The sequence below is a fragment of the Mycolicibacter engbaekii genome (assembly GCF_002101585.1).
In the GTDB taxonomy this organism is placed as follows: Bacteria; Actinomycetota; Actinomycetes; order Mycobacteriales; family Mycobacteriaceae; genus Mycobacterium; species Mycobacterium engbaekii.
Genome location: NZ_LQOT01000069.1, coordinates 21149 through 42542 on the forward strand (window position 1 = coordinate 21149; position 21394 = coordinate 42542).

The 21394-nt window shown below is 69.1% G+C and carries 22 protein-coding genes; 18 read left to right on the forward strand and 4 right to left on the reverse strand.

The window, feature by feature from the left end; genetic code table 11:
* Positions 1-13: 13 nt before the first annotated feature.
* Positions 14-727, forward strand: coding sequence for a DUF2334 domain-containing protein (locus AWC02_RS16630; protein WP_085129814.1), 714 nt, complete (start codon positions 14-16; stop codon positions 725-727).
* A 19-nt stretch (positions 728-746) separates the two neighbouring features.
* Positions 747-2402: an FAD-binding dehydrogenase gene (locus AWC02_RS16635; protein ID WP_085129815.1), complete on the forward strand. Its 1656-nt coding sequence runs from the start codon at positions 747-749 to the stop codon at positions 2400-2402.
* A gap of 11 nt (positions 2403-2413) precedes the next feature.
* On the opposite strand, the gene AWC02_RS16640 is transcribed toward AWC02_RS16635, so the two are convergent.
* On the reverse strand, positions 2414-3052 hold the full coding sequence (locus AWC02_RS16640) for an MBL fold metallo-hydrolase (protein ID WP_085129816.1): 639 nt from the start codon (positions 3050-3052) through the stop codon (positions 2414-2416).
* A gap of 83 nt (positions 3053-3135) precedes the next feature.
* Between AWC02_RS16640 and purS the strand changes: the two genes are divergently transcribed.
* On the forward strand, positions 3136-3375 hold the full coding sequence (gene purS / locus AWC02_RS16645; RefSeq protein WP_046319145.1) for a phosphoribosylformylglycinamidine synthase subunit PurS: 240 nt from the start codon (positions 3136-3138) through the stop codon (positions 3373-3375).
* On the forward strand, positions 3372-4046 hold the full coding sequence (gene purQ / locus AWC02_RS16650) for a phosphoribosylformylglycinamidine synthase subunit PurQ (protein WP_085129817.1): 675 nt from the start codon (positions 3372-3374) through the stop codon (positions 4044-4046). Before purS ends, purQ begins: the two co-directional genes overlap by 4 nt.
* Before the next feature lie 42 nt (positions 4047-4088).
* Here the strand turns inward: purQ and AWC02_RS16655 are convergent, their stop codons facing one another.
* Complete coding sequence (locus AWC02_RS16655; RefSeq protein ID WP_085129818.1) at positions 4089-4607, reverse strand: MarR family winged helix-turn-helix transcriptional regulator; 519 nt, start codon at positions 4605-4607, stop codon at positions 4089-4091.
* 351 nt (positions 4608-4958) lie between these two features.
* Here AWC02_RS16655 and AWC02_RS16660 point away from each other — a divergent pair, with 351 nt between their 5' ends.
* Genes AWC02_RS16660 through AWC02_RS16680 form a run of 5 tightly spaced genes read left to right on the forward strand, consistent with a single transcriptional unit; the run spans position 4959 to position 8343 of the window.
* Positions 4959-6467 (forward strand): aromatic/alkene/methane monooxygenase hydroxylase/oxygenase subunit alpha, encoded by a 1509-nt coding sequence (locus tag AWC02_RS16660; RefSeq protein WP_085129819.1) that lies wholly within the window; start codon positions 4959-4961, stop codon positions 6465-6467.
* A gap of 4 nt (positions 6468-6471) precedes the next feature.
* Entirely contained in the window at positions 6472-6723 is a 252-nt protein-coding gene (locus AWC02_RS16665) for a toluene-4-monooxygenase system B family protein (protein ID WP_046319159.1), read from the forward strand.
* Complete coding sequence (locus AWC02_RS16670) at positions 6710-7042, forward strand: Rieske 2Fe-2S domain-containing protein (protein WP_085129820.1); 333 nt, start codon at positions 6710-6712, stop codon at positions 7040-7042. The genes AWC02_RS16665 and AWC02_RS16670 overlap by 14 nt, the downstream gene beginning before the upstream one ends.
* The gene (locus AWC02_RS16675) at positions 7042-7350 is read left to right on the forward strand and encodes an MmoB/DmpM family protein (RefSeq protein WP_085129821.1); all 309 of its coding nucleotides are present in this window, start codon (positions 7042-7044) and stop codon (positions 7348-7350) included. Before AWC02_RS16670 ends, AWC02_RS16675 begins: the two co-directional genes overlap by 1 nt.
* 3 nt (positions 7351-7353) lie before the next feature.
* A complete protein-coding gene (locus AWC02_RS16680; protein ID WP_085129822.1) occupies positions 7354-8343 on the forward strand; it encodes an aromatic/alkene monooxygenase hydroxylase subunit beta in 990 nt (329 codons plus the stop codon).
* A 34-nt stretch (positions 8344-8377) separates the two neighbouring features.
* Here AWC02_RS16680 and AWC02_RS16685 read toward each other — a convergent pair whose 3' ends face one another.
* Both AWC02_RS16685 and AWC02_RS16690 read right to left on the reverse strand, forming a co-directional pair.
* The gene (locus tag AWC02_RS16685; protein WP_085129823.1) at positions 8378-9175 is read right to left on the reverse strand and encodes a family 1 encapsulin nanocompartment shell protein; all 798 of its coding nucleotides are present in this window, start codon (positions 9173-9175) and stop codon (positions 8378-8380) included.
* Positions 9172-10185, reverse strand: a complete 1014-nt coding sequence (locus AWC02_RS16690; protein ID WP_085129824.1) for a Dyp-type peroxidase — start codon at positions 10183-10185, stop codon at positions 9172-9174. Before AWC02_RS16690 ends, AWC02_RS16685 begins: the two co-directional genes overlap by 4 nt.
* A gap of 51 nt (positions 10186-10236) precedes the next feature.
* Between AWC02_RS16690 and AWC02_RS16695 the strand changes: the two genes are divergently transcribed.
* From AWC02_RS16695 to AWC02_RS16735, 9 genes are all read left to right on the forward strand, one after another.
* Positions 10237-11502 carry a M18 family aminopeptidase gene (locus AWC02_RS16695; protein ID WP_085129825.1) on the forward strand — a complete coding sequence of 422 codons (1266 nt, stop codon included), beginning with the start codon at positions 10237-10239 and terminating at the stop codon, positions 11500-11502.
* Between the two features lie 10 nt (positions 11503-11512).
* Positions 11513-13819, forward strand: coding sequence for a phosphoribosylformylglycinamidine synthase subunit PurL (purL, locus tag AWC02_RS16700; protein WP_207568074.1), 2307 nt, complete (start codon positions 11513-11515; stop codon positions 13817-13819).
* A 10-nt stretch (positions 13820-13829) separates the two neighbouring features.
* Positions 13830-15521, forward strand: a complete 1692-nt coding sequence (locus AWC02_RS16705; protein ID WP_085129827.1) for an alpha/beta hydrolase — start codon at positions 13830-13832, stop codon at positions 15519-15521.
* A gap of 78 nt (positions 15522-15599) precedes the next feature.
* Positions 15600-16442 (forward strand): alpha/beta fold hydrolase, encoded by an 843-nt coding sequence (locus AWC02_RS16710; protein WP_085129828.1) that lies wholly within the window; start codon positions 15600-15602, stop codon positions 16440-16442.
* Position 16443: 1 nt separating this feature from the next.
* Positions 16444-16848 carry a sterol carrier family protein gene (locus AWC02_RS16715; protein ID WP_085129829.1) on the forward strand — a complete coding sequence of 135 codons (405 nt, stop codon included), beginning with the start codon at positions 16444-16446 and terminating at the stop codon, positions 16846-16848.
* Between the two features lie 51 nt (positions 16849-16899).
* Complete coding sequence (gene purF / locus AWC02_RS16720; RefSeq protein WP_085129830.1) at positions 16900-18417, forward strand: amidophosphoribosyltransferase; 1518 nt, start codon at positions 16900-16902, stop codon at positions 18415-18417.
* Positions 18418-18531: 114 nt separating this feature from the next.
* On the forward strand, positions 18532-19797 hold the full coding sequence (locus AWC02_RS16725; RefSeq protein ID WP_085130096.1) for an aromatic ring-hydroxylating oxygenase subunit alpha: 1266 nt from the start codon (positions 18532-18534) through the stop codon (positions 19795-19797).
* Positions 19794-20132, forward strand: a complete 339-nt coding sequence (locus AWC02_RS16730) for a hypothetical protein (RefSeq protein WP_207568075.1) — start codon at positions 19794-19796, stop codon at positions 20130-20132. Before AWC02_RS16725 ends, AWC02_RS16730 begins: the two co-directional genes overlap by 4 nt.
* A complete protein-coding gene (locus AWC02_RS16735; RefSeq protein ID WP_085129832.1) occupies positions 20129-21388 on the forward strand; it encodes a metal-dependent hydrolase family protein in 1260 nt (419 codons plus the stop codon). The genes AWC02_RS16730 and AWC02_RS16735 overlap by 4 nt, the downstream gene beginning before the upstream one ends.
* Positions 21389-21394: the final 6 nt, after the last annotated feature.

Below are 21394 nucleotides of genomic sequence, written 5' to 3' on the forward strand. Positions count from 1 at the left end.
TCACACTGAAGGCGTGGCCGGACAGCTGATCGTCTCCGTCTCCGGGATCGGGGCGCACACGCGGGCCGACGCCGAGGACTTCTGCGCGCAACTCGACGCCCGGGAAGTGCCGGTGTCGCTGCTGGTGGCGCCGCGGCTGGGCGCCGATTACCGGCTGGACCGCGACCCCGACACGGTGGCGTGGCTGACGCAGCGGCGCGCGGCGGGGGCAGCGATCGTGCTGCACGGTTTCGACGAGGCGGCCACCAAGAAGCGGCGCGGCGAGTTCGCCACGCTGGCAGCCCACGAGGCCAATCTGCGGCTGCTCGGAGCCGACCGCGTGCTCGAGCACCTGGGACTTCGCACCCGTTTGTTCGCCGCCCCCGGCTGGACCGTGTCGCCGGGAACCGTCAGGGCGCTGCCGCGTAACGGCTTCAGGCTGCTGGCCGGTCTGCACGGTGTGACCGACCTGATGCCCGAGCACACCGTGCGGGCGCGCGTCCTCGGCATCGGCGGAGGATTCCTCACCGCGCCCTGGTGGTGCCGGATGGTCGTGGCGAGCGGCGAGCGCATCGCGCGCCGGGGCGGCATGGTGCGGCTGTCGGTGGGTGCCCGGGCGCTGGCCAAGCCGGGCGTGGCCGAGGCGATGCTGGACGCGGTGGACGCGGCGTTGGGGCACGGCTGCCGGCCGGATCGCTATCGCTGGCCCCTCCCGCCGGTCGACGTGGCCTCTGAGCTGAGCGCCTGACTCGTTACGCTGTCACGCCATGAGCGATAGGGCGGACGCTGACGCGATCGTCGTCGGGGCGGGGCTGGCGGGCCTGGTCGCGGCCTGCGAACTGGTGGACCGGGGCCGCAGCGTGCTCATCGTCGACCAGGAGAACAGCGCCAACCTCGGGGGACAGGCGTTCTGGTCCTTCGGCGGGCTGTTCTTCGTCGACAGCCCCGAGCAGCGCCGGCTCGGGATTCGCGACAGTCATGAACTGGCACTGCAGGATTGGCTGGGCACCGCGGGCTTCGACCGGCCCGAGGATCACTGGCCGCGGCAATGGGCGCACGCCTACGTGGACTTCGCCTCCGGCGAGAAGCGCAGCTGGCTTCGGGACCGCGGCCTGAAGATCTTCCCGCTGGTGGGCTGGGCCGAACGGGGCGGCTACGGTGCGATCGGGCACGGCAACTCGGTGCCGCGCTTCCACATCACGTGGGGGACCGGTCCCGCCCTGGTGGAGATCTTCGCCCGTCGGCTCCGGGGCAACCCGAAGGTCCGGTTCGCCCACCGGCACCGGGTCGACGAACTGATCGTCGAGGCCGGCCGGGTGAGCGGGGTGCGCGGCAGCGTGCTCGAACCCTGCACCGCGGCCCGCGGGGTGGCTTCCTCGCGGACAGTGATCGGGCAGTTCGAGTTCGGTGCCGCCGCGGTCCTGGTGACCAGCGGCGGTATCGGTGGCAACCTCGACCTGGTCCGGCAGAACTGGCCGCAGCGCATGGGCCGGGTCCCCGCGCAACTGCTGGCCGGGGTGCCCGCCCACGTCGACGGCCGGATGATCGGGATCAGCGAGGCCGCCGGCGCCCGGGTGATCAACCGGGACCGGATGTGGCACTACACCGAGGGCATCACCAACTACGACCCGGTCTGGCCGGGCCACGGCATCCGGATCATCCCCGGTCCCTCACCGCTGTGGCTGGACGCATCCGGCGTGCGACTGCCCGGGCCGTTGTATCCCGGCTTCGACACCCTGGGCACGCTGGAGCACATCGCCCGCTCCGGTCAGGACTACACCTGGTTCGTGCTGAACCGGCAGATCATCGAGAAGGAATTCGCGCTGTCGGGCCAAGAGCAGAACCCCGACCTGACCAGCGGCAGCGTGCGTCAGCTGGTCCGATCGCGGGTCAGCTCGGGGCCGCCCCCACCGGTGCAGGCGTTCATCGACCGCGGGGTGGACTTCGTGCAGGCGACGACGCTGCGGGATCTGGTGGCGGCGATGAACGACCTGCCCGACGTGCTGCCGTTGGACTACGCCACCGTCGAGGCCGAGGTCACCGCGCGCGACCGCGAGGTGGTGAACCGATTCAGCAAGGACGGTCAGATCACCGCGATCCGCGGCGCCCGGGCCTACCTGGGCGACCGGCTGGGTCGGGTGGTGGCCCCGCACCGCCTGACCGACCCGTCCGCGGGACCCCTGATCGCGGTGAAGCTGCACATCCTGACCCGGAAAACGCTGGGGGGCTTGGAAACCGACCTTGACTCCCGGGTGGTGGGCGCGGACGGCAAGCCGATCGACGGACTGTACGCGGCCGGCGAGGTGGCTGGATTCGGAGGCGGCGGTGTGCACGGCTACCGGGCGCTGGAAGGCACGTTCCTGGGCGGTTGCATCTTCTCCGGCCGGGCCGCCGGGCGAGGCGCCGCCGGCGACATCGCCTAGCTGCAGGCCCGTCAGAGGGTGACGGCGTTCTCCTGCGGCAGGACCCGGAAGTCGGCGCGGCCCATCTCGGCCAGGCGCCCGTGATAGATCCCCTGGGCATCGGCGGCGATGATGCCCTGGTGGATGGGTACCGCGACGCGCGGCGCCACCGCGCGCAGGTAGTCGACCGCCTCGGAGATCTTCATCCACGGCGCGGCGGCCGGCGTCGCCAGCACGTCCACCGGTTCCCCGGGCACGAACAACGCGTCGCCGGGGTGCATCAGCCTCGCCGGATGTTCGGCATCGCCGACCAGGTAGGAGATGTTGTCGATCATCGGCAGCTCCGGATGGATCACGGCGTGCCGCCCGCCCACCCCGCGGACCCGCAGCGGGCCGACGTCGAAAGCATCCCCGACGTGCACCGGCTGCCAGGGCGGACCCAGCTGGGCGGCGGTCTGCGGGTCGGCGTAGAGCGCGGCGTCGGGGTTGCCGTCGAGCAGGGCCGGAAGCCGGGTGAGGTCGACATGGTCGGGGTGCTGATGGGTGACCAGAATGGCGGCCAGACCCGTGATGCCCTCGAACCCGTGCGAGAAGTTGCCCGGATCGAACAGCACCGAGGCATCGCCGAAATCGGCGAGCAGGCAGGAATGGCCGAAGTGCGTCAGTTGCATGGATTGATTGTGCGCTCCGGCGCCGCGGACAGGCATCGGTATTGTTGACCCGACCGATTCCCCGTCGACAGTAGGGAGCGCGCGTGGCCCGGGTGGTTGTGCACGTGATGCCCAAAGCCGAGATCCTCGACCCGCAGGGTCAGGCCATCCTCGGAGCGCTTTCTCGCCTCGGGCACACCGGCGTGTCGGACGTCCGGCAGGGCAAGCGTTTCGAGCTCGAGGTCGACGACTCGGTCGACGACGCCGCGCTGGCCGAGATCGCCGAGTCGCTGCTGGCCAACACGGTGATCGAGGACTTCACCGTCAGCCGGGAGACGCCGTGAGCGCGCGGGTCGGCGTCATCACCTTCCCGGGCACCCTCGACGACGTCGACGCCGCCCGCGCGGTGCGGTTCGTCGGCGCCGAGGCCGTCAGCCTCTGGCACGCCGACGCCGACCTCAGGGGTGTCGACGCCGTCGTGGTACCCGGTGGCTTCTCCTACGGCGACTACCTGCGGGCCGGCGCCATCGCCCGGTTCGCCCCGGTGATGGGTGAGGTGGTTGCCGCGGCCAACCGGGGAATGCCCGTGCTCGGCATCTGCAACGGTTTTCAGGTGCTCTGCGAGGCGGGTCTGCTGCCGGGCGCGTTGACCCGCAACGTGGGCCTGCACTTCGTCTGCCGCGACGTGTGGCTGCGGGTGGCCTCCACCTCCACGGCCTGGACCTCGCGGTTCGAGGCCGACGCCGACCTGCTGGTGCCGCTGAAGTCCGGTGAGGGCCGCTACGTCGCCTCCGAGGCGGTGCTCGACGAGTTGGAGGGCGAGGGCCGGGTGGTCTTCCGCTACCTCGACAACATCAACGGCTCGCTGCGTGACATCGCCGGGGTCAGCTCGGCCAATGGCCGGGTGGTCGGGCTGATGCCGCATCCGGAGCACGCCATCGAGGCGCTGACCGGGCCCAGCGATGACGGACTGGGCCTGTTCTACTCTGCGCTGGACGCGGTGTTGGCCGCCTGACCTTCCGGCCCGCGCTGCGATCGGACTCGCGCGGGGCGTCTGCTATGCCGGGACGTGGTCGGCGCAGTCGACCCGCAGATCCGGGATCGCCATCGCAGTGTCGTAGACCTTGCAGCGGTAGCTGCGCCGGTCGGCGTGCACGGTTTCCAGTTGCGTACAGGTGCTGCAGGCGCGGGTGACGGGAATCATCTGTGCGTCGTGCAGTCGGGCCAGCACGGCCAGCAGCGTGTCCAGCAGTTGTTCGGCTTCGGCGCGCTCGAGCTTGGATGTGGCGATCTCTGCCGGTGCGGTCCAGCGAGAGATCTGGGCAGCAGTCTTGAGTCCCTCGGGGGTCAGGGACAGATCGTGACGGCGGCGGTCATGGGGGGCCGGGGTGCGCACCACCAGGCCCTTGCGGATCAGCGCGGCGATGGCGTCGCTCACGGTGGAATCGGTGACGTTGAGCTCGCGGGCCAGCGTGGTCGGGTGGGCGGCCGGCGGCGGGCCGACGTGCAGCCAGCCCAGCACCCGCATCTGGGTGCTCGACAGATCGTGGTTTTCGGCGGCTCGCCGGGCCAGCACGTGCAGGGCGTCGCCGATCCTGTCGAGCGCGGCGACGATCTTGGAGTCCAGGCTGCGGTGGCGCTCGCTCCCGGATTTCAGGGCACGACCTCCGCGCGCGTGCCGGCGGCGGGGGCGGCCATCGCGGTCGCGTTCGCCGGGTGTTCGTCGCTGCCCGTCATCGTGACCTCCCCTGCCCGCTGCTTCGCGCGTTGCCGCCGGGATCGCAGCGTAGCCGCTGCCCGCGTCGTACCGAATGGTGCGAATCAGGCTGATCCTAATACTTAGGAGTCCTGGGCAATTACTGCATCATGGGTCTCGATCCGTGAGCGACAGCTCAGTTCGCAGCTCATGCCCGACCGAGGACGACACATGCCCAAACTTTCTCGCAGCGATTGGTACGACCTAGCCCGCGACACCAACTGGACGTTTCGCTATGTGACCGAGGAGGAGGTGTTCCCCGAAGACCTCTCCGGCACCCACCGGGTTCCCGCGGAGGCCTGGCTCAAGTGGGACGAGCCCTACAAAGTCGGCTACCGCGAGTACGTGCACAACCAGGTGACCAAGGACACCACCACCTACTCGCTGAAAAACGCCATCGGGCGGTCCAAGCTGTTCGAACAGCTCGACCCGGGCTGGAAGTCGGTCATCGTGGCGCACTACGGCGCCATCACCATGCCCGAATACCTGGCCTCCATCGGCGAAGCGCGAATGGGCCGGTTCGGTCGCTCGGCGGCGTGGCGCAACACCGCGACCTTCGGCACCCTCGACGAGGTCCGGCACGGTCAGATCCAGGCGTTCTTCCCCTACGGCCTGCTCGACAAAGAGCCGCGCGGTGACTGGGCGCTCAAGGCGTTCCACACCAACAACTGGATCGTGCTGGCGGTGCGCTACCTGTTCGACGACATGTTCGTGGCCAACGACGCGCTGTCGATCGCGCTGCAGCTGACCTTCACCCTGGAGACCGGATTCACCAACCTGCAGTTCCTCGGGATGGCCGCCGACGCCATCGACGTCGGCGACCTGGAGTTCGGCGCCCTGATCAGTTCCATCCAGACCGACGAGGCGCGCCACGCCCAGCAGGGCGAGCCGACGATCAAGGTGCTCACCGATAGCGGCGAGGGTGCCTGGGGGCAGTTCCTGATCGACCACATGTTCTGGCGGTCGTGGCGCGTCTTCGCGCTGCTGACGGGTCTGTCGATGGATTACTACACCCCGCTGGAAAGCCGGCGAATGAGCTTCAAAGAGTTCATCGAAGACTGGGTGGTCAAGCAGTTCGCCGACCAGTTCCGTGACTATGGACTCGAATTGCCTTGGTACTGGGAAGAATTCATCAACGAACTGACCTGGTACCACCACGCTATCCATCTGGGCGTGTGGTACTACCGACCCACGGTGTGGTGGAACCCCGACGCCGGGGTCTCCGAGGAGGAGCGGCTGTGGCTGGAGGAGAAGTACCCCGGCTGGAACCGTGACTTCGGCAAGCACTGGGACGTCATTACCGACAACATCCGCAACGGCGACATCGCCGCCACGTTGCCCGAAACCCTGCCGATCACCTGCAACCTGTGCCAACTGCCCATCGTGCGCGCCGCCGGGGTGATCGTCGGCGCCCACACCGATGCGGCCCCGCTGACGCACGTGCACAACGACCGCAAGTACCTGTTCTGCTCGGAGCCCTGCCGGTGGGTCTTCACCCAGCGGCCCGACCGCTTCGCCGGTCACCAGTCGCTGATCGACCGGGTGCTCTCCGGTGAGATCAGCCCTCCCGACCTGGGGACCGTCTTGCAGTACTTCGGGCTCTCGGCCGAAGAACAGGGCCAAGACGCCGACAACTACCGGTGGGCACAGCAGGGTGCCCGCCCAGGATCGAAGGGCTGAGACCATGGCGCTGCTTCCCCTGACCGCGCTGTTCGAGGGCGACGTGCTCGAACTGCTCATCCCCGTCGACGACGCCGACACCGTCGACGCCGTCAGCGCGGCGATCGCCCACCATGTGGTCGGACACCGCGTCGCCAAACGCGATGCCCCGATCCGACTGCGGCACAACGGAAATGTGCTGGACCCGGCGTTGGCGATCGGTGCCGCCGGTGTCGGTCCACTGGACCACGTCGAGGTCTTCTATGACCAGCGTTAGCACCTGGACCCCGGTGGCCAGCCTCGACGAGCTCTGGGAGGGCGAGGTGGCCGAATTCGAGGTGGGCGATCGGCCGATCCTGATCGCGCACCTGCGCGGCGGAGAGATCCGTGCCTACGACGGACTGTGCCCGCACGCCGGATTCCCGCTGGCCGACGGCGACGTCGACGACGAGATCCTGACGTGCGGTGCGCACAGCTGGGAATTCGACCTGTCCACCGGCGCCGGGGTCAATCCCGCCAACTGCCGGCTGCGTAGCCATCCCGTTCGCCTCGAAGGCGACCAGATCGCCATCCTGCTCACCGAAGGAGACCACTGATGACCGCCGTGGAACAGGACAAGCTCGTCGGTCCGGTGGTGCGCGGCTTCGACCCTGACGTCGTCGCCGCCCTCACCGAGGCCATCTACGCCGACAACCCCGATGCGGACATCGCCATCGAGGACCACGCCGGATACGTCCGCATCCACGCCCCGCGGTTTTTGCGCGTCACCCGGGCGAGCCTGGAATCGGCTGCCGGCCAGGCATTCCCGCTGGCCACCCTGGAGCCGGCGCTGGTGGGCTTTGCCGGCCGGATCCGCTACGTCGGCGACGACGAACTGCACTGGTACTTGGACCGAGAGGACTGACACATGACCACCGCGAAAACCCGGCAGCTCAAGACCTGGAGCATCGCCGGCGACACCCGCCGCAAACCCACCGAATACGAGGCCGTCACCGGCCAGTTCCACTATCACTTCAACCGCCAGCCGGCACCTTTCGACCTCGACCCCGGCAGCCCGATCAACCGGTGGTATCTCAAGCACCGCGAGGGCTCGCCGCTGCAGGCCGAAAGCTGGGAGGGTTTCCGCGATCCGGCCGCGCTGAACTACCGCCGCTACATCGCGTTGCAGCACGACCGCGAGGTCTACGCCGAAGGCGTGGTCGACCACTACGAGGCACTCGATGCCGATCACGCCCTGGCGCCCGACTGGGTCGAAACACTGGGCCGCATCTACCTGCCCGCCCGCTATCTGTTCCACGTGCTGCAGATCACCAGCCTTTACGTGGGGCAACTGGCGCCGAGCGCCTACATCACCAATGCGGCGTTCTTCCAGGCCGCCGACGAGCTGCGTGCTCTGCAGTGGATCGCCTACCGCGCCAAGTCGCTGTCGCTGAGCCACGACGTCGGATTGGCCAATATCGAAGCGACGCGGCGAATCTGGGAGACAGACGAGGCCTGGCAGCCGGCCCGGGAAGCGCTGGAACGCCTGCTGCTGGCCTATGACTGGGGAGAGGCCTTCACCGCGCTGAACCTGGTGATCAAGCCGGCGCTCGACGCGCTGTTCAAGGAGGCTTTCGCCGAGGTGGCCAACCTTCGCGGCGACGGGCTCACCGCGGCGCTGCTGCAGGAATCCCGGGTGGACACCACCCGCAATCAGGCCTGGAACGCCGCACTCGCCCGCTACGCGCTGGCCGCCAATCCCGCCAACCGCGCTGTCATCGAGGGCTGGATCGAGCACTGGCGCCCGCTCGCCGACCGTGCGGTGCAGGGCCTGGCTGCCGCACTGCCCGATCCGGACGGCGCCGTCGAGCGCACCGCGCGCTCGGTGGCCGCATTCACCGCCTCGTGGGCCGACTGACCGCGAGAGGGTCAGTCGGCGGGCCGGGACCCGGCTAGCCGGTCAGCGCGACAGCGGCCTCGGCGGTGTAGCACAGGAACGTGAAGGTCTCCTCCAGGTAGAGCTCCACGTTGTCGGCGTCGTGATACAGGTAGCCGATCGCCACGTCGGTGCCCAACCGCAGGTCGAAATCGCCGCCACGCGTGGTCAACACGAATGCGCCGTCGATCGCCGGTGCCCAGATGATGTCGCCGGTCACCAGCCGGCGCAGGTGCTCCAGGATCGGATAACCGTGATCGGAGGTCTCGCTGACCTTGGTGTAGGTGTCGGCCGACAGCAGCACCGAGTAGGGACCGTCCACCCCGGCCAGCCGCAGCGCGGAGAGCGCTTGGCTGACCACATCCGGGATGTCGCGCGGGTCCTCGGGCAGCGTCAACTCCGGGTTCGAGCTGGCGCTGCGGATGCCCTCCACGGCGGCGTCCGGGTAGCCGCCGAAGACGATCCGGTCCTCGGCGAAGGCCAGCTTCTTGGCCGCGGCCTTGACCGGGTCCCAGTCTGCGTCCTGCGAGCCCCGCTCCACGTCGTCGATCTCTTCCCGCGACAGGGTGAACGGAACCCGAAGGCGCACCAGCGGTCTGCTGTCCCGCAGAGCTGCCTGGACCCCGTCGGCCGGGGCGCCGATGCCGGTCAGCCGGCCGGTGCCCACCGCCGCCGCTGTGGGGCCGGCCGGCTCGCTGACGTCGACCACCCGACGCCCGGCGATGTGTCGCTTGAACGTGCGGGCCGCCTCCTGCTCGATGTCGGCCCAGGCCGCGTCGGTGACGGGGGCCAGATTGCGATACAGGTTGTTCATGAGATTCCTTTCAGGCTGCCGATATTCAGGGAGCCCCCAGACGCGGGCTCGGCGGGCTGCGCCGGGCTCGGGGCCGGCCGGCCCGGGAGCGGCGGCGGACCGTCGAGGAAATCTGCGGTGGGAGTGAAGAACATGCCGCCGGTGACGGCGGTCGAGAAATCCAGAATGCGGTCGGTATTGCCGGGCGGGTCCCCGAAGAACATGTTGTGCAACATCCGCTCGGTCACCGCTGGACTGCGGGAATAGGCGATGTAGTAGGTGCCGGACTCGCCGGTGCCCACCGAGCCGAACGGCATGTTGTGCCGCACGATGTCCAGGTCGTTGCCGTCGTCGTCGGTGATCGCGTTCAGCGCGATGTGGGAGTTGGCCGGCTTGTCCGCCTCGTCGAACTCGATGTCGTCGGCCTTGGTGCGGCCGATCACCCGTTCCTGCTCGGTGACCGGCAACGCCTCCCAGGCCGCCATGTCGTGCAGGTACTTCTGGATGTGGACATAGGACCCGCCGGCGAAGTCGGGGTCCTCGTCTCCGATTGCCGTGGCCTCGCAGGCCGCCTCGTCGACCGGGTTCTCGGTGCCGTCGACGAAGCCGAGCAGATCGCGGTTGTCGAAGAACCGGAAGCCGTGCACCTCGTCGACCACGGTGATCGCACCGGCCATCGCCTTGACGATTCGTCCGGCCAGCTCGAAGCAGACGTCGAGGGTCTCGCCCTTGATGTGGAACAGCAGGTCCCCCGGGGTGGCCGGCGCGGTGTGACGGGGACCGGCCAGCTCGACGAACGGATGCAGGTGCGCCGGCCGGGGCCCGGCGAACAGCCGGTCCCAGGCGTCGGACCCGATCGAAGTCACCACCGACAGCCGCTTGGTCGGGTCGCGGAAGCCGATCGCCCGGGCGAAGCCCGCCACCGCCGGCAACGCGTCATGCACCACCGCCTCGCCACCCTCGTCGATGGTGGACACCAGGAAAATGGCCGCACAGGTCAGGGGAGTGGTGACGGGCTGAGCAGTCGGCACAGTATCGACCCTAACGCCCCAATCGGCGTTGCGATGGGAAAGACTTGAGCCATGGCTGCCACCGCGACCGGATTGTGCGAGTTCATCGATGCCTCACCCTCGCCGTTCCATGTCTGTGCGAGCGTCGCCGAACGCCTGCGGGCCGCCGGTTACACCGAGATCGCCGAGACCGACCGATGGCCCGCCCAGCCCGGGCGGTACTTCACCGTCCGGGCCGGTTCGCTGATCGCCTGGGACGGCGGGGCGACGGATCCCGGGGCGCCGTTCCGCGTGGTGGGTGCGCACACCGACAGCCCCAACCTGCGGGTCAAGCAACATCCCGACCGGGAGGTCGCCGGTTGGCATCTGGTGGCGCTGGAGCCCTACGGCGGCGCCTGGCTGAACTCGTGGCTGGACCGCGACCTGGGCGTCAGCGGGCGGCTCTCGGTGCGCGGCGCAGGCTCGGCGATCAGCCAGCACCTGGTCCGGATCGACGAACCGATTCTGCGGGTTCCCCAGCTGGCGATCCACCTGGCCGCCGACCGCGCCGCGGTCGCGCTGGACCCGCAACGCCACCTCAACGCGGTGTGGGGCGCGGGCGGCCCGGCCCGCGACTTCCTGCGCTACGTCTCCGAACGCGCCGGTGTCGAACGCGCCGACGTGCTCGGCTTCGACCTGATGACCCACGATCTGGCGCCGGCGACGGTGACCGGGGTGGACCGGCAGTTCGTCAGTGCGCCCCGGTTGGACAACCAGGCCAGCTGCTACGCCGGGTTGGAAGCCCTGCTGGCCGCCCGGCCCGGGCGCTACCTTCCGGTGCTGGCGCTGTTCGACCACGAGGAGGTGGGGTCGACCTCGGATCACGGTGCGCAATCGGATCTGCTGCCCACGGTCCTGGAGCGGATCACCCTGGCCGCCGGCGGGGACCGTGAGGACTTCCTGCGCCGACTGACCGCCTCCACCATGGCCTCGGCGGACATGGCACATGCCACCCACCCCAACTACCCGGACCGTCACGAACCGGGTCATCTGATCGCGGTCAACGCCGGCCCCGTTCTGAAGGTGCAGCCCAACCTGCGCTACGCCACCGACGGCCGTACCGCGGCCACCTTCGCGCTGGCCTGCGACCAGGCCGGGGTGGCGCTGCAACGCTACGAGCACCGCGCGGACCTGCCCTGCGGCTCGACCATCGGTCCGATGAGCGCCGCAGGCACCGGCATACCCACTGTCGACGTGGGCGCTGCGCAGCTGGCCATGCATTCGGCGCGGGAGCTGATGGGTGCCAGTGACGTGGCCGCCTACGCCGCGGCTCTGACGGCCTTCCTGGCGCCGCAGTGAGCCGAAATCAGTGCCATACACTGAGCCCGTGACGTCCCTGACCACGCCGGACACCGTCGAACACGCCGCGGCGACGCCAGATCACCCGCAACCGTTCGCCGAGCTGGGCCTCAAAGACGACGAATACCAGCGCATCCGCGACATCCTGGGCCGCCGCCCCACCGACGCCGAACTGGCCATGTACTCGGTGATGTGGAGCGAGCACTGCTCCTACAAGTCCTCCAAGGTGCACCTGCGCTACTTCGGGGAGACCACCACCGACGAGATGCGCCAGGCGATGCTGGCCGGTATCGGCGAGAACGCCGGCGTCGTCGACATCGGCGACGGCTGGGCGGTCACCTTCAAGGTGGAGTCGCACAACCACCCGTCCTACGTGGAGCCCTACCAGGGAGCGGCCACCGGCGTGGGGGGCATCGTGCGCGACATCATGGCCATGGGTGCCCGCCCGGTCGCGGTGATGGACCAGCTGCGCTTCGGCGCCGCCGACGCGCCCGACACCCGCCGGGTGCTCGACGGGGTGGTACGCGGCATCGGCGGCTACGGCAACTCGCTGGGTCTGCCCAACATCGGCGGCGAGACGGTCTTCGACCCCTGCTATGCGGGCAACCCGTTGGTCAACGCGCTGTGCGTCGGCGTGCTGAAGAAGGAAGACCTGCACCTGGCGTTCGCCTCCGGCGCCGGCAACAAGATCATCCTGTTCGGGGCGCGGACCGGCCTGGACGGCATCGGTGGGGTGTCGGTGCTGGCATCGGACACTTTCGGTGGCGACGAGAGCGGTGCGGGCCGCAAGAAGCTCCCGTCGGTTCAGGTCGGCGATCCGTTCACCGAGAAGGTGCTCATCGAGTGCTGCCTGGAGCTGTACGCCGCCAAGCTGGTGGTCGGCATTCAGGACCTCGGCGGGGCCGGACTGTCTTGCGCGACTTCCGAGTTGGCCTCTGCCGGTGACGGCGGCATGGCGATTCAGCTGGAGAAGGTGCCGCTGCGCGCGGCGAACATGACCCCGGCGGAAGTGCTGTCCAGCGAGTCGCAGGAACGTATGTGCGCCGTGGTCGCCCCGGAGAACGTGGATGCCTTCATGGCGGTCTGCGCCAAGTGGGACGTGCTCGCCACGGTCATCGGCGAGGTGACCGACGGCGACCGGTTGCAGATCACCTGGCACGGACAGACCGTCGTGGACGTGCCGCCGCGCACGGTGGCCCACGAAGGCCCGATCTATCACCGCCCGGTCGAGCGCCCGGAGACCCAGGACGCCCTGAACGCGGACCGCTCCGCGCGCCTGGTGCGCCCGGCGACCGGGGAGGAGCTGCGCGCGACGCTGCTTGCCCTGCTGGGCAGTCCGCACCTGTGCAGCAGGGCGTTCATCACCGAACAGTACGACCGGTACGTGCGCGGCAACACCGTGTTGGCCGAGCATGCCGACGGCGGGATGCTGCGGATCGACGAGACGTCCGGGCGCGGTATCGCGATCTCCACCGATGCCTCCGGCCGCTACACCAAGCTCGACCCCTACGCCGGCGCGCAGCTGGCGCTGGCCGAGGCCTACCGCAACGTGGCCGTCACCGGCGCCACGCCGATCGCCGTCACCAACTGCCTGAACTTCGGCTCGCCGGAAGACCCCGGGGTGATGTGGCAGTTCGCCGAGGCCGTCCGCGGTCTGGCCGACGGCTGTGCGGCACTGGGTATTCCGGTGACCGGCGGCAACGTGAGCTTCTACAACCAGACCGGCGCCACCCCCATCCACCCCACCCCGGTGGTCGGGGTGCTCGGCGTCATCGACGACGTCGCCCGGCGGATTCCGACCGCCTTCGGCGTCGAGCCCGGCGAGACGCTGATCCTGCTCGGCGACACCCGCGACGAGTTCGACGGATCGATCTGGGCGCAGGTGACCGGCGACCATCTCGGAGGACTGCCGCCCAAGGTCGACCTCGCGCGCGAGCAGCTGCTCGCCGAAGTTCTCAGCGCGGCATCGCGCGACGGTCTGGTGTCGGCCGCCCACGACCTGAGCGAAGGCGGGCTGATCCAGGCCGTGGTCGAATCGGCGATCGCCGGTGAGACCGGATGCCGCATCCTGCTTCCCGAAGACGCCGATCCGTTCGTCTTCCTGTTCTCCGAGTCGGCGGGCAGGGTGCTGGTGGCGGTGCCGCGCACCGAGGAGAGCCGGTTCCGTTCCATGTGCGAGGCGCGCGGCCTGCCGGCCACCCGCGTCGGCGTGGTCGACCAGGCGTCGCAGGAGCTGGACGTCCAGGGCCAGTTCACAGTGTCGCTGGCCGAGCTGCGCAGCACTTCGGAAGCAGTGCTGCCGGGGATCTTCGGATAACCAGATCGGCATGCAGGCGCCCGCGAGCCACCCGCTGCTGGTGTGGGCGTGGAGCCTGCTGCGCCTGAATTTCGTCGGAATGGCGTTCGGGGCGCTGTTCTTCTGCCTGTCGCTGACGCCGTCGCTGTTGCCCCGCGACTGGGTGTTCCAGGGCCTGATCGGCGGCATCAACGCGGCCTTCGGCTATGGGCTGGGCGTGCTGATCGGCGCAACGGTGGACCGGCTGGTGCTGCGCGGCGCCAACTGGTGGCCGCCGCCCCACCGGGTTCTGGTGGCGCTGAAGGCAGCAGTGGTGGTGGGGGCCCCCGCCGCGTGCGTCGTGATGCTGGTCCCGGCCGCGGGCTGGCAACGCCAGGTCTCCGAACTGCTGGGCATCCAGGGTCCCGGCACCCTGGGCTACCTGCGCACCCTGGGCGTGGCGATCGGGGTGGCGGCCGCACTCGTCGCGACCGTGCGGGTACTGATCGACGCCAGCCGGTTGGTGGCCCGGGCGTTGATCCGGCGGTGGCATCTGAACAGCGAAGTCGCCATGTTCATCGGCAGCGCGATCGTCGTCGTCGTGCTGACCATGTTGATCAACGGGGTGCTGATCCGCGGATTCTTCGCCGGCGCCAGCGCGGTGTTCCAGCCCGAGGACCGCGGCACGGTGCCCGGGACGACCCAGCCGCAGCAGCCGGAGCGCTCCGGCAGCCCGGATTCGCTGGCGTCCTGGGCCAGCCTGGGCAGTCAGGGCCGCACCTTCGTCGCCGGGGGACTGCACGCCGACGAGCTCACCCGGGTCAACCGCCGGCCCGCCCGCGAACCCATCCGGGTGTACGCCGGTCTGAACAGCGCCGACGACGACCAGGCGCGCATGCAGCTGCTGCTCGACGAGCTCGATCGCACCCACGCCTTCGACCGGCGGGTGCTGGTGGTGGTGCCCACCACCGGAACCGGGTGGATCAACCCGGCTGCGGCCGACGCGGTGGAGATGCTCTACAACGGCGACACCGCAATCGTCGGTGTGCAGTACTCCTACCTGCCGAGTTGGATCTCGTTCCTGGCCGATCAGCGCAAGTCGATGGACTCCGGACGCCTGCTGGTGCAGACCATCGCCGAGCGCTGGCGAAGCCTGCCCGTCGCGCATCGGCCCAAACTGATGCTCTACGGCGAGAGTCTGGGATCGATGGCCGGGCAGGCCGCGTTCGAGTGGCTGCCCGATATCGCCGACATGGGCTATGAGGCCGTGCTGTGGGTGGGGCCGCCGCATGCCAGCCCGCTCTGGCATGCCCTGCTGGTGCGGCGCGACCCCGGCAGCACCGCCGTCCTTCCGCGTTACGACAACGGCCGCACGGTGCGCTTCGCCCAGGGCACACGGCCGACCGAGATCGCCGAGACTGCCGCGCCGGAGTGGCCTGGCCCTCGCGTGCTGTTCCTTCAGCACGCCTCCGACCCGGTGGTCTGGTGGACACCGGATCTGCTGTTCGCGCGGCCCGACTGGCTGACCGAACCCCCCGGACCGGATCGCACCGCGTCCATGCGCTGGTATCCGGTGGTGACGTTCTGGCAGGTCAGCGCGGACCTGTTTCACGGTGAGCAGATGCCCGCGGGGCACGGCCACAACTACTCCGGCACGGTCCTGGACGGACTCGTGGCAGTGCTGCCACCCGACGGCTGGACGGCGGCCGACACCGAGCGGGTCCGAGCTGCGCTGCACCGATAGACACTTGCGGGGTGGATGCGGCTCCCTTTCGTTGGGGGTCGCGTACCGCTGGGCGGCGAGATGCGGGATGCTTCACCGATGGATCGCTACACCCGTGACGGCCTGGTCTTCGATGTCCGCGACGCCGGGCCGCCCGAGGGGCCCGTCGTGGTGTTGCTGCACGGCTTCCCGCAGCGAAACGACAGCTGGAACGCCGTCATCGATCGGCTCACCGCCGCCGGCTACCGATGCCTGGCGCCCAACCAGCGCGGCTACTCGCCCGGTGCCCGGCCCCGCCGGCGCCGCGACTATCGGATGTCGGAACTCGTGGCCGACGTCGCAGCGCTGATCGACGCCAGTGGCGCGCAGCGGGTGCACCTGGTGGGACATGACTGGGGCGCCGGGGTTGCGTGGGGCGTGGCAGCCGAACTGCCCGAACGGCTCGCCACGGTGTCGCCGGTGTCGGTGCCCCATCCCGCCGCCTTCCTGAAGTCGTTTGTCACCAGCAGCCAGGGACTGGCTTCGTGGTACATGGGCTTTTTCCAGTTGCCCTGGCTTCCGGAGTGGCTGCTGACGCGCCGGCAGGGCGCGCTGGCCGCCAAGGCGCTGCGGCGCAGCGGCCAGACCACCGATGCGGCCGAGCGGGATGTGCGGGCCCTGACCGAGCCGGGTGCGGTGACCGGCGGGCTCAACTGGTACCGGGGTATGCCGCTGTCGAACCTGGGAGACAGCAACCAGCAGATCGCGGTGCCGACGTTGTATGTGTGGAGCGACCGCGACATGGCGCTGAAACCCAAAGCGGCTCACGACACGGCCCGGTATGTCGACGCCGCCTACCGGTTCGAGGTATTGGAGGGTGTCTCGCACTGGATCCCCGACACCGAGCCGGACCGGCTCGCCGACCTGCTGCTCGACTGGTTCGCCGCACATCCGACGGACTGACATGGCCACCGCCCGCTCCCGCCGGCAGCCGGACCCGGCGCAGACCCGCGCAGCCGTGCAGGCGCTGGCGGCGTGGCTGCGCGATGAGAGCCTGCCGGCCCCCGACCGCGCCGAGTTGGCGGCTGCGGTCCGTCTCACGGCTCGGACGCTGGCCGAGCTGGCTCCCGGTGCCAGCGTCGAGGTGCGGATCCCGCCGTTCGTCGCGGTGCAGTGCATCGCCGGGCCGCGGCACACGCGCGGCACCCCGCCCAACGTGGTCGAGACCGATCCGCGCAGTTGGCTGCTGATGGTCGCCGGACTGCTCGATCCGGCCGACGCGACCGCCGCGGCCAAGCTGCGGTTGTCGGGTTCTCGGGCCGGTGAGATCGCCGAATGGCTGCCGTTGGTGAAACTTGACGCGTGTTGACCGTAGACTGAACGCGTCACTTAAGGCCCGTCCCCCTGGAGCAGCTGAAACGTGCCGGACCAGCAGGTAGTAGACCTTGAGAACGCACCCCGGGAAGAGTGCGGCGTCTTCGGGGTTTGGGCGCCCGGGGAAGACGTGGCGAAACTCACCTATTACGGCTTGTATGCGCTGCAGCACCGCGGCCAGGAGGCCGCCGGGATCGCAGTCGGCGACGGCTCGCAGGTCCTGGTCTTCAAGGACCTGGGCTTGGTCAGCCAGGTGTTCGAGGAGCAGACGCTGGCTGCCATGCCCGGCCACGTGGCGGTCGGCCACTGCCGCTACTCCACCACCGGCGACACCACCTGGGAGAACGCCCAGCCGGTGTTTCGTCACACCGCGGCCGGCACCGGCGTGGCCCTCGGTCACAACGGCAACCTGGTCAACACCGCGGAACTGGCCGGTCGAGCCCGCGAACTGGGACTGATCGACACCCGCCAGCCCGGCGTGGCCACCACCGACTCCGACATCCTGGGCGCCTTGCTGGCGCACGGTGCCGCCGACACATCGTTGGAGCAGGCGGCGCTGGAGCTGCTGCCGACGGCACGCGGCGCCTTCTGCCTGACCTTCATGGACGAGAACACGCTCTACGCGGCCCGTGACCCGTGGGGCGTGCGGCCGCTGTCGCTGGGCCGGCTGGACCGCGGCTGGGTGGTGGCATCGGAGACCGCAGCACTCGACATCGTCGGCGCCTCGTTCGTCCGCGACATCGAGCCCGGTGAGCTGCTGGCGATCGACGCCGACGGTGTGCGTTCGAGCCGGTTCGCCAACCCCACCCCCAAGGGCTGTGTCTTCGAGTACGTCTACCTGGCACGGCCCGACAGCACGATCGGCGGCCGGTCGGTGCACGCCACCCGGGTGGAGATCGGCCGTCGGCTGGCCCGCGCCCACCAGGTCGATGCCGACCTGGTCATCGGGGTGCCGGAGTCCGGCATCCCGGCCGCGGTGGGCTATGCCCAGGAGTCCGGCATCGACTACGGGCAGGGCCTGACCAAGAACGCCTACGTCGGACGGACGTTCATCCAGCCGTCCCAGACCATCCGCCAGCTCGGCATCCGGCTCAAGCTCAACCCGCTGCGGGAGATCATCCGCGGTAAGCGGCTGATCGTCGTCGACGACTCGATCGTGCGGGGCAATACCCAGCGTGCCCTGGTGCGGATGCTGCGGGAGGCCGGCGCGGTGGAGGTGCACGTGCGCATCGCGTCCCCGCCGGTGAAGTGGCCGTGCTTCTACGGCATCGACTTTGCGTCGCGGGCGGAGCTGATCGCCAACGCCGTCGATGACGAGGAGGGGATGGTCGAGGCGGTGCGGCGCACCATCGGCGCCGACAGCCTGGGCTACGTCGGTCAGGACGACATGATCGCGGCCACCGAACAGCCCACCTCGCGGCTGTGCTGCGCGTGTTTCGACGGCAACTACCCGATCGAGCTGCCCGACGACAGTGCCCTGGGCAAGAACGTCATCGAGCAGATGCTGACCAACACGGCGCTCAAAGCCGAAAGCGGCAACGACCCCGCCCTCAGTCAGCCCTGAGCCCCCGTCATACCACGCCGGCCCTGCACGACCGCTTCAGTATCAACTACTTGACACTTGGGGTGCTGCTCGCTAGCGTCGGCGCCAACACGAGGTCGCAGGACAGGAGTGGCGGTGGCGCGATTTCCCAAGCCTCCCGAGGGCAGTTGGACCCAGCACTACCCCGAGCTCGGGACCGGACCGGTGTCCTACCGGGATTCGGTCAGCCCTGACGTCTACGAGAAGGAGCGTGCGGCCATCTTCCGGCGGGCCTGGCTCAATGTCGGCCGGGTGGAGCAGATTCCGCGCAAAGGCAGCTACTTCACCAAAGAGCTCAAGGTCGTCAACACCTCGATCATCGTGGTGCGGACCGGATCCGGCGAGATCAAGGCCTTTCACAACGTCTGCCGCCACCGGGGCAACAAGCTGGTGTGGGACACCATGCCGTTGGAGGAGTCCAGCGGAACCTGCCGCCAGTTCACCTGCAAATATCACGCCTGGCGCTACGACCTCGACGGCAATCTGGCCTTCGTCCAGCAGGAGGAAGAGTTCTTCGGCCTCGACAAGAGCCGTTACGGACTGGTCGGGGTGCACTGCGAGGTCTGGGAGGGGTTCATCTTCGTCAACTTCGCCGCCACCCCGGAGCAGTCGTTACGCGAATTCCTGGGCCCGATGGTGACGGCGCTGGAGGGCTACCCCTTCGGGCGGATGACCTCGCGGTGGCAATACCGCTCCGCGGTCAACGCCAACTGGAAACTGTTCCTGGACGCGTTCCAGGAGTTTTATCACGCACCGGTGCTGCACGGAAACCAGACGCCGACCGCCTTTCGGGTGGCCGCCGAACAGGCCGGCTTCGAGGCGCCGCACTACCAGATCGAGGGTCCGCATCGCCTGGTGAGCACCTCCGGGGTGCGTGCCTGGGAGATGTCGGCGGAGATGCGCAAGCCGATCGAGGACATCTGCCAGAGCGGGCTGTTCGGGCCCTGGGACCCGCCGGACGTCGGCCCGATGCCCCCCGGCCTCAATCCGGCGAAATGTGATCCGTGGGGCCTGGATTCGTTCCAGATCTTCCCCAACTTCACGATTCTGTTCTGGGGGCAGGGCTGGTATCTGACCTATCACTACTGGCCGACTGCCCATGACTCCCACATCTTCGAAGGCACGCTGTACTTTCCGCAGCCGCGGACCCCTCGCGAGCGGGTCGCCCAGGAACTCGCGGCGGTGTCGTTCAAGGAATACGGGCTGCAGGACGCCAGCACCCTGGAAGCCACCCACACCATGATCGGGACCGGAGCGGTGGACCGCTTCCTGCTCAACGATCAAGAGATCCTGATCCGGCACTTCCATGCCGAGACCGCCGCGTGGATAGCCGAATACGAGCGCGCGGGGGCTGGAGCATGAGTGCTGTGAGCGCCAAGCTGCCGAAGGAATTCGCCGACCTCGAACCGTTCAGCGACTGGTGCCTGCCGTCGGAGCCGGAGCGCTACGCCAAGCGCCTGAGCAGTTCCATGCTCGAAATGCAGCAGTTCTACGATGCCGTCACGGCCCGGGCCGAAGACGCACTGGCCTACTGCGACAAGTTCAGCCTCGACGACCTGCCCGAGGATGTGCTGAACCTGATGCATCTGCTGTATTCCATGGTGACGGTGGCTTTCCCGGCCGAGGCCTGGAAGCAGCCGCGTGTTCCCGACTCCGGAGCGGCGGTCATCGAGTGCATCGCCGAGCCGTACCCGTGAGCGGCCCCGACGGCAAGGTCTGCATCCTGCATGCCGACCGGTGGCTCGACATCGATGCCGGCGTGGTGCGCTCCCCGGCCGTCGTGGTGGTCGAGGACGGCCGCATCACCGCCATCAATCCCGAAACGCCGCTCCCGGTTTCAGCAGAGGAAATCCGCCTGGGCGATGTGACATTGCTGCCGGGGCTGATGGACATGGAACTCAACCTGCTCATCGGGGGGCCGGGCGGCCCAGAGGGGCTGCCCTCGCCGCTGCACGGTGTGCAGGACGACCCCGCCTACCGCACGCTGCGCGCCGCGGTCAACGCGCGTACCACGCTGGAGGCCGGGTTCACCACCGTGCGCAATCTGGGGCTGATGGTCAAGACCGGCGGCTATCTGCTCGACGTCGCCCTGCAGCGCGCCATCGACCAGGGCTGGCACGTCGGTCCGCGGATCTACCCGGCCGGTCATGCCGTCACGCCGTATGGCGGCCACCTGGATCCGACCGTCTTTCAGCGGCTCGCCCCCGGCGTGCTGCCGCTGTCGGTCGCCGAGGGTATCGCCAATGGGGTGCCGGATGTGACCGCCTGCGTGCGCTACCAGATTCGCCACGGCGCCAAACTGATCAAGGTGTCGGCCTCCGGCGGGGTGATGTCGCACAGTACGGCCCCGGGCGCCCAGCAGTACTCCGACGCCGAATTGGCCGCGATCGCCGACGAGGCACATCGTGCCGGGGTGCGGGTGGCCGCACACGCGATCGGCGACACCGCGATCCGGGCATGCATCCGGGCGGGCATCGACTGCATCGAGCACGGCTTCCTGGCCACCGACGAAACCCTGCAGATGATGGCCGACCACGGCACCTTCCTGGTCTCCACCACCTACCTGACCGACGCGTTGGCCGTCGACCGGATCGCTCCGGAGCTACGCAAGAAGGCGGCCGAGGTGTTCCCGCGGGCCAAAGCCATGTTGCCCCGGGCGATCGAGGCGGGCGTGCGCATCGCCTGTGGCACCGACGCGCCGGCCATCCCGCACGGCCAGAACGCCAAGGAACTGTGCGCGCTGGTCGAGCGCGGCATGACACCGGTGCAGGCGTTGCGGGCGGCCACGGTCGTCAGCGCAGAACTCATCGACGCCGGGCAGGAACTGGGACGGCTGGCGCCGGGCTACTGCGCCGATATCATCGCCGTACCGGGTGATCCGACCCGCGACATCAGCGCCACCCTCGACGTGCGATTTGTCATGAAGGACGGCCAGGTCTACACACGCAGGTGACAGGGA

Coding starts and splice junctions, on each gene's coding strand:
- AWC02_RS16665 (WP_046319159.1), top strand. CDS start 6,472: ATGGCGCTGCTTCCCCTGACCGCGCTGTTCGAGGGCGACGTGCTCGAA.
- AWC02_RS16640 (WP_085129816.1), bottom strand. CDS start 3,052: ATGCAACTGACGCACTTCGGCCATTCCTGCCTGCTCGCCGATTTCGGC.
- AWC02_RS16715 (WP_085129829.1), top strand. CDS start 16,444: ATGGCCACCGCCCGCTCCCGCCGGCAGCCGGACCCGGCGCAGACCCGC.
- AWC02_RS16730 (WP_207568075.1), top strand. CDS start 19,794: ATGAGTGCTGTGAGCGCCAAGCTGCCGAAGGAATTCGCCGACCTCGAA.
- AWC02_RS16695 (WP_085129825.1), top strand. CDS start 10,237: ATGGCTGCCACCGCGACCGGATTGTGCGAGTTCATCGATGCCTCACCC.
- AWC02_RS16705 (WP_085129827.1), top strand. CDS start 13,830: ATGCAGGCGCCCGCGAGCCACCCGCTGCTGGTGTGGGCGTGGAGCCTG.
- AWC02_RS16670 (WP_085129820.1), top strand. CDS start 6,710: ATGACCAGCGTTAGCACCTGGACCCCGGTGGCCAGCCTCGACGAGCTC.
- AWC02_RS16635 (WP_085129815.1), top strand. CDS start 747: ATGAGCGATAGGGCGGACGCTGACGCGATCGTCGTCGGGGCGGGGCTG.
- AWC02_RS16710 (WP_085129828.1), top strand. CDS start 15,600: ATGGATCGCTACACCCGTGACGGCCTGGTCTTCGATGTCCGCGACGCC.
- AWC02_RS16660 (WP_085129819.1), top strand. CDS start 4,959: ATGCCCAAACTTTCTCGCAGCGATTGGTACGACCTAGCCCGCGACACC.
- AWC02_RS16685 (WP_085129823.1), bottom strand. CDS start 9,175: ATGAACAACCTGTATCGCAATCTGGCCCCCGTCACCGACGCGGCCTGG.
- AWC02_RS16675 (WP_085129821.1), top strand. CDS start 7,042: ATGACCGCCGTGGAACAGGACAAGCTCGTCGGTCCGGTGGTGCGCGGC.
- AWC02_RS16680 (WP_085129822.1), top strand. CDS start 7,354: ATGACCACCGCGAAAACCCGGCAGCTCAAGACCTGGAGCATCGCCGGC.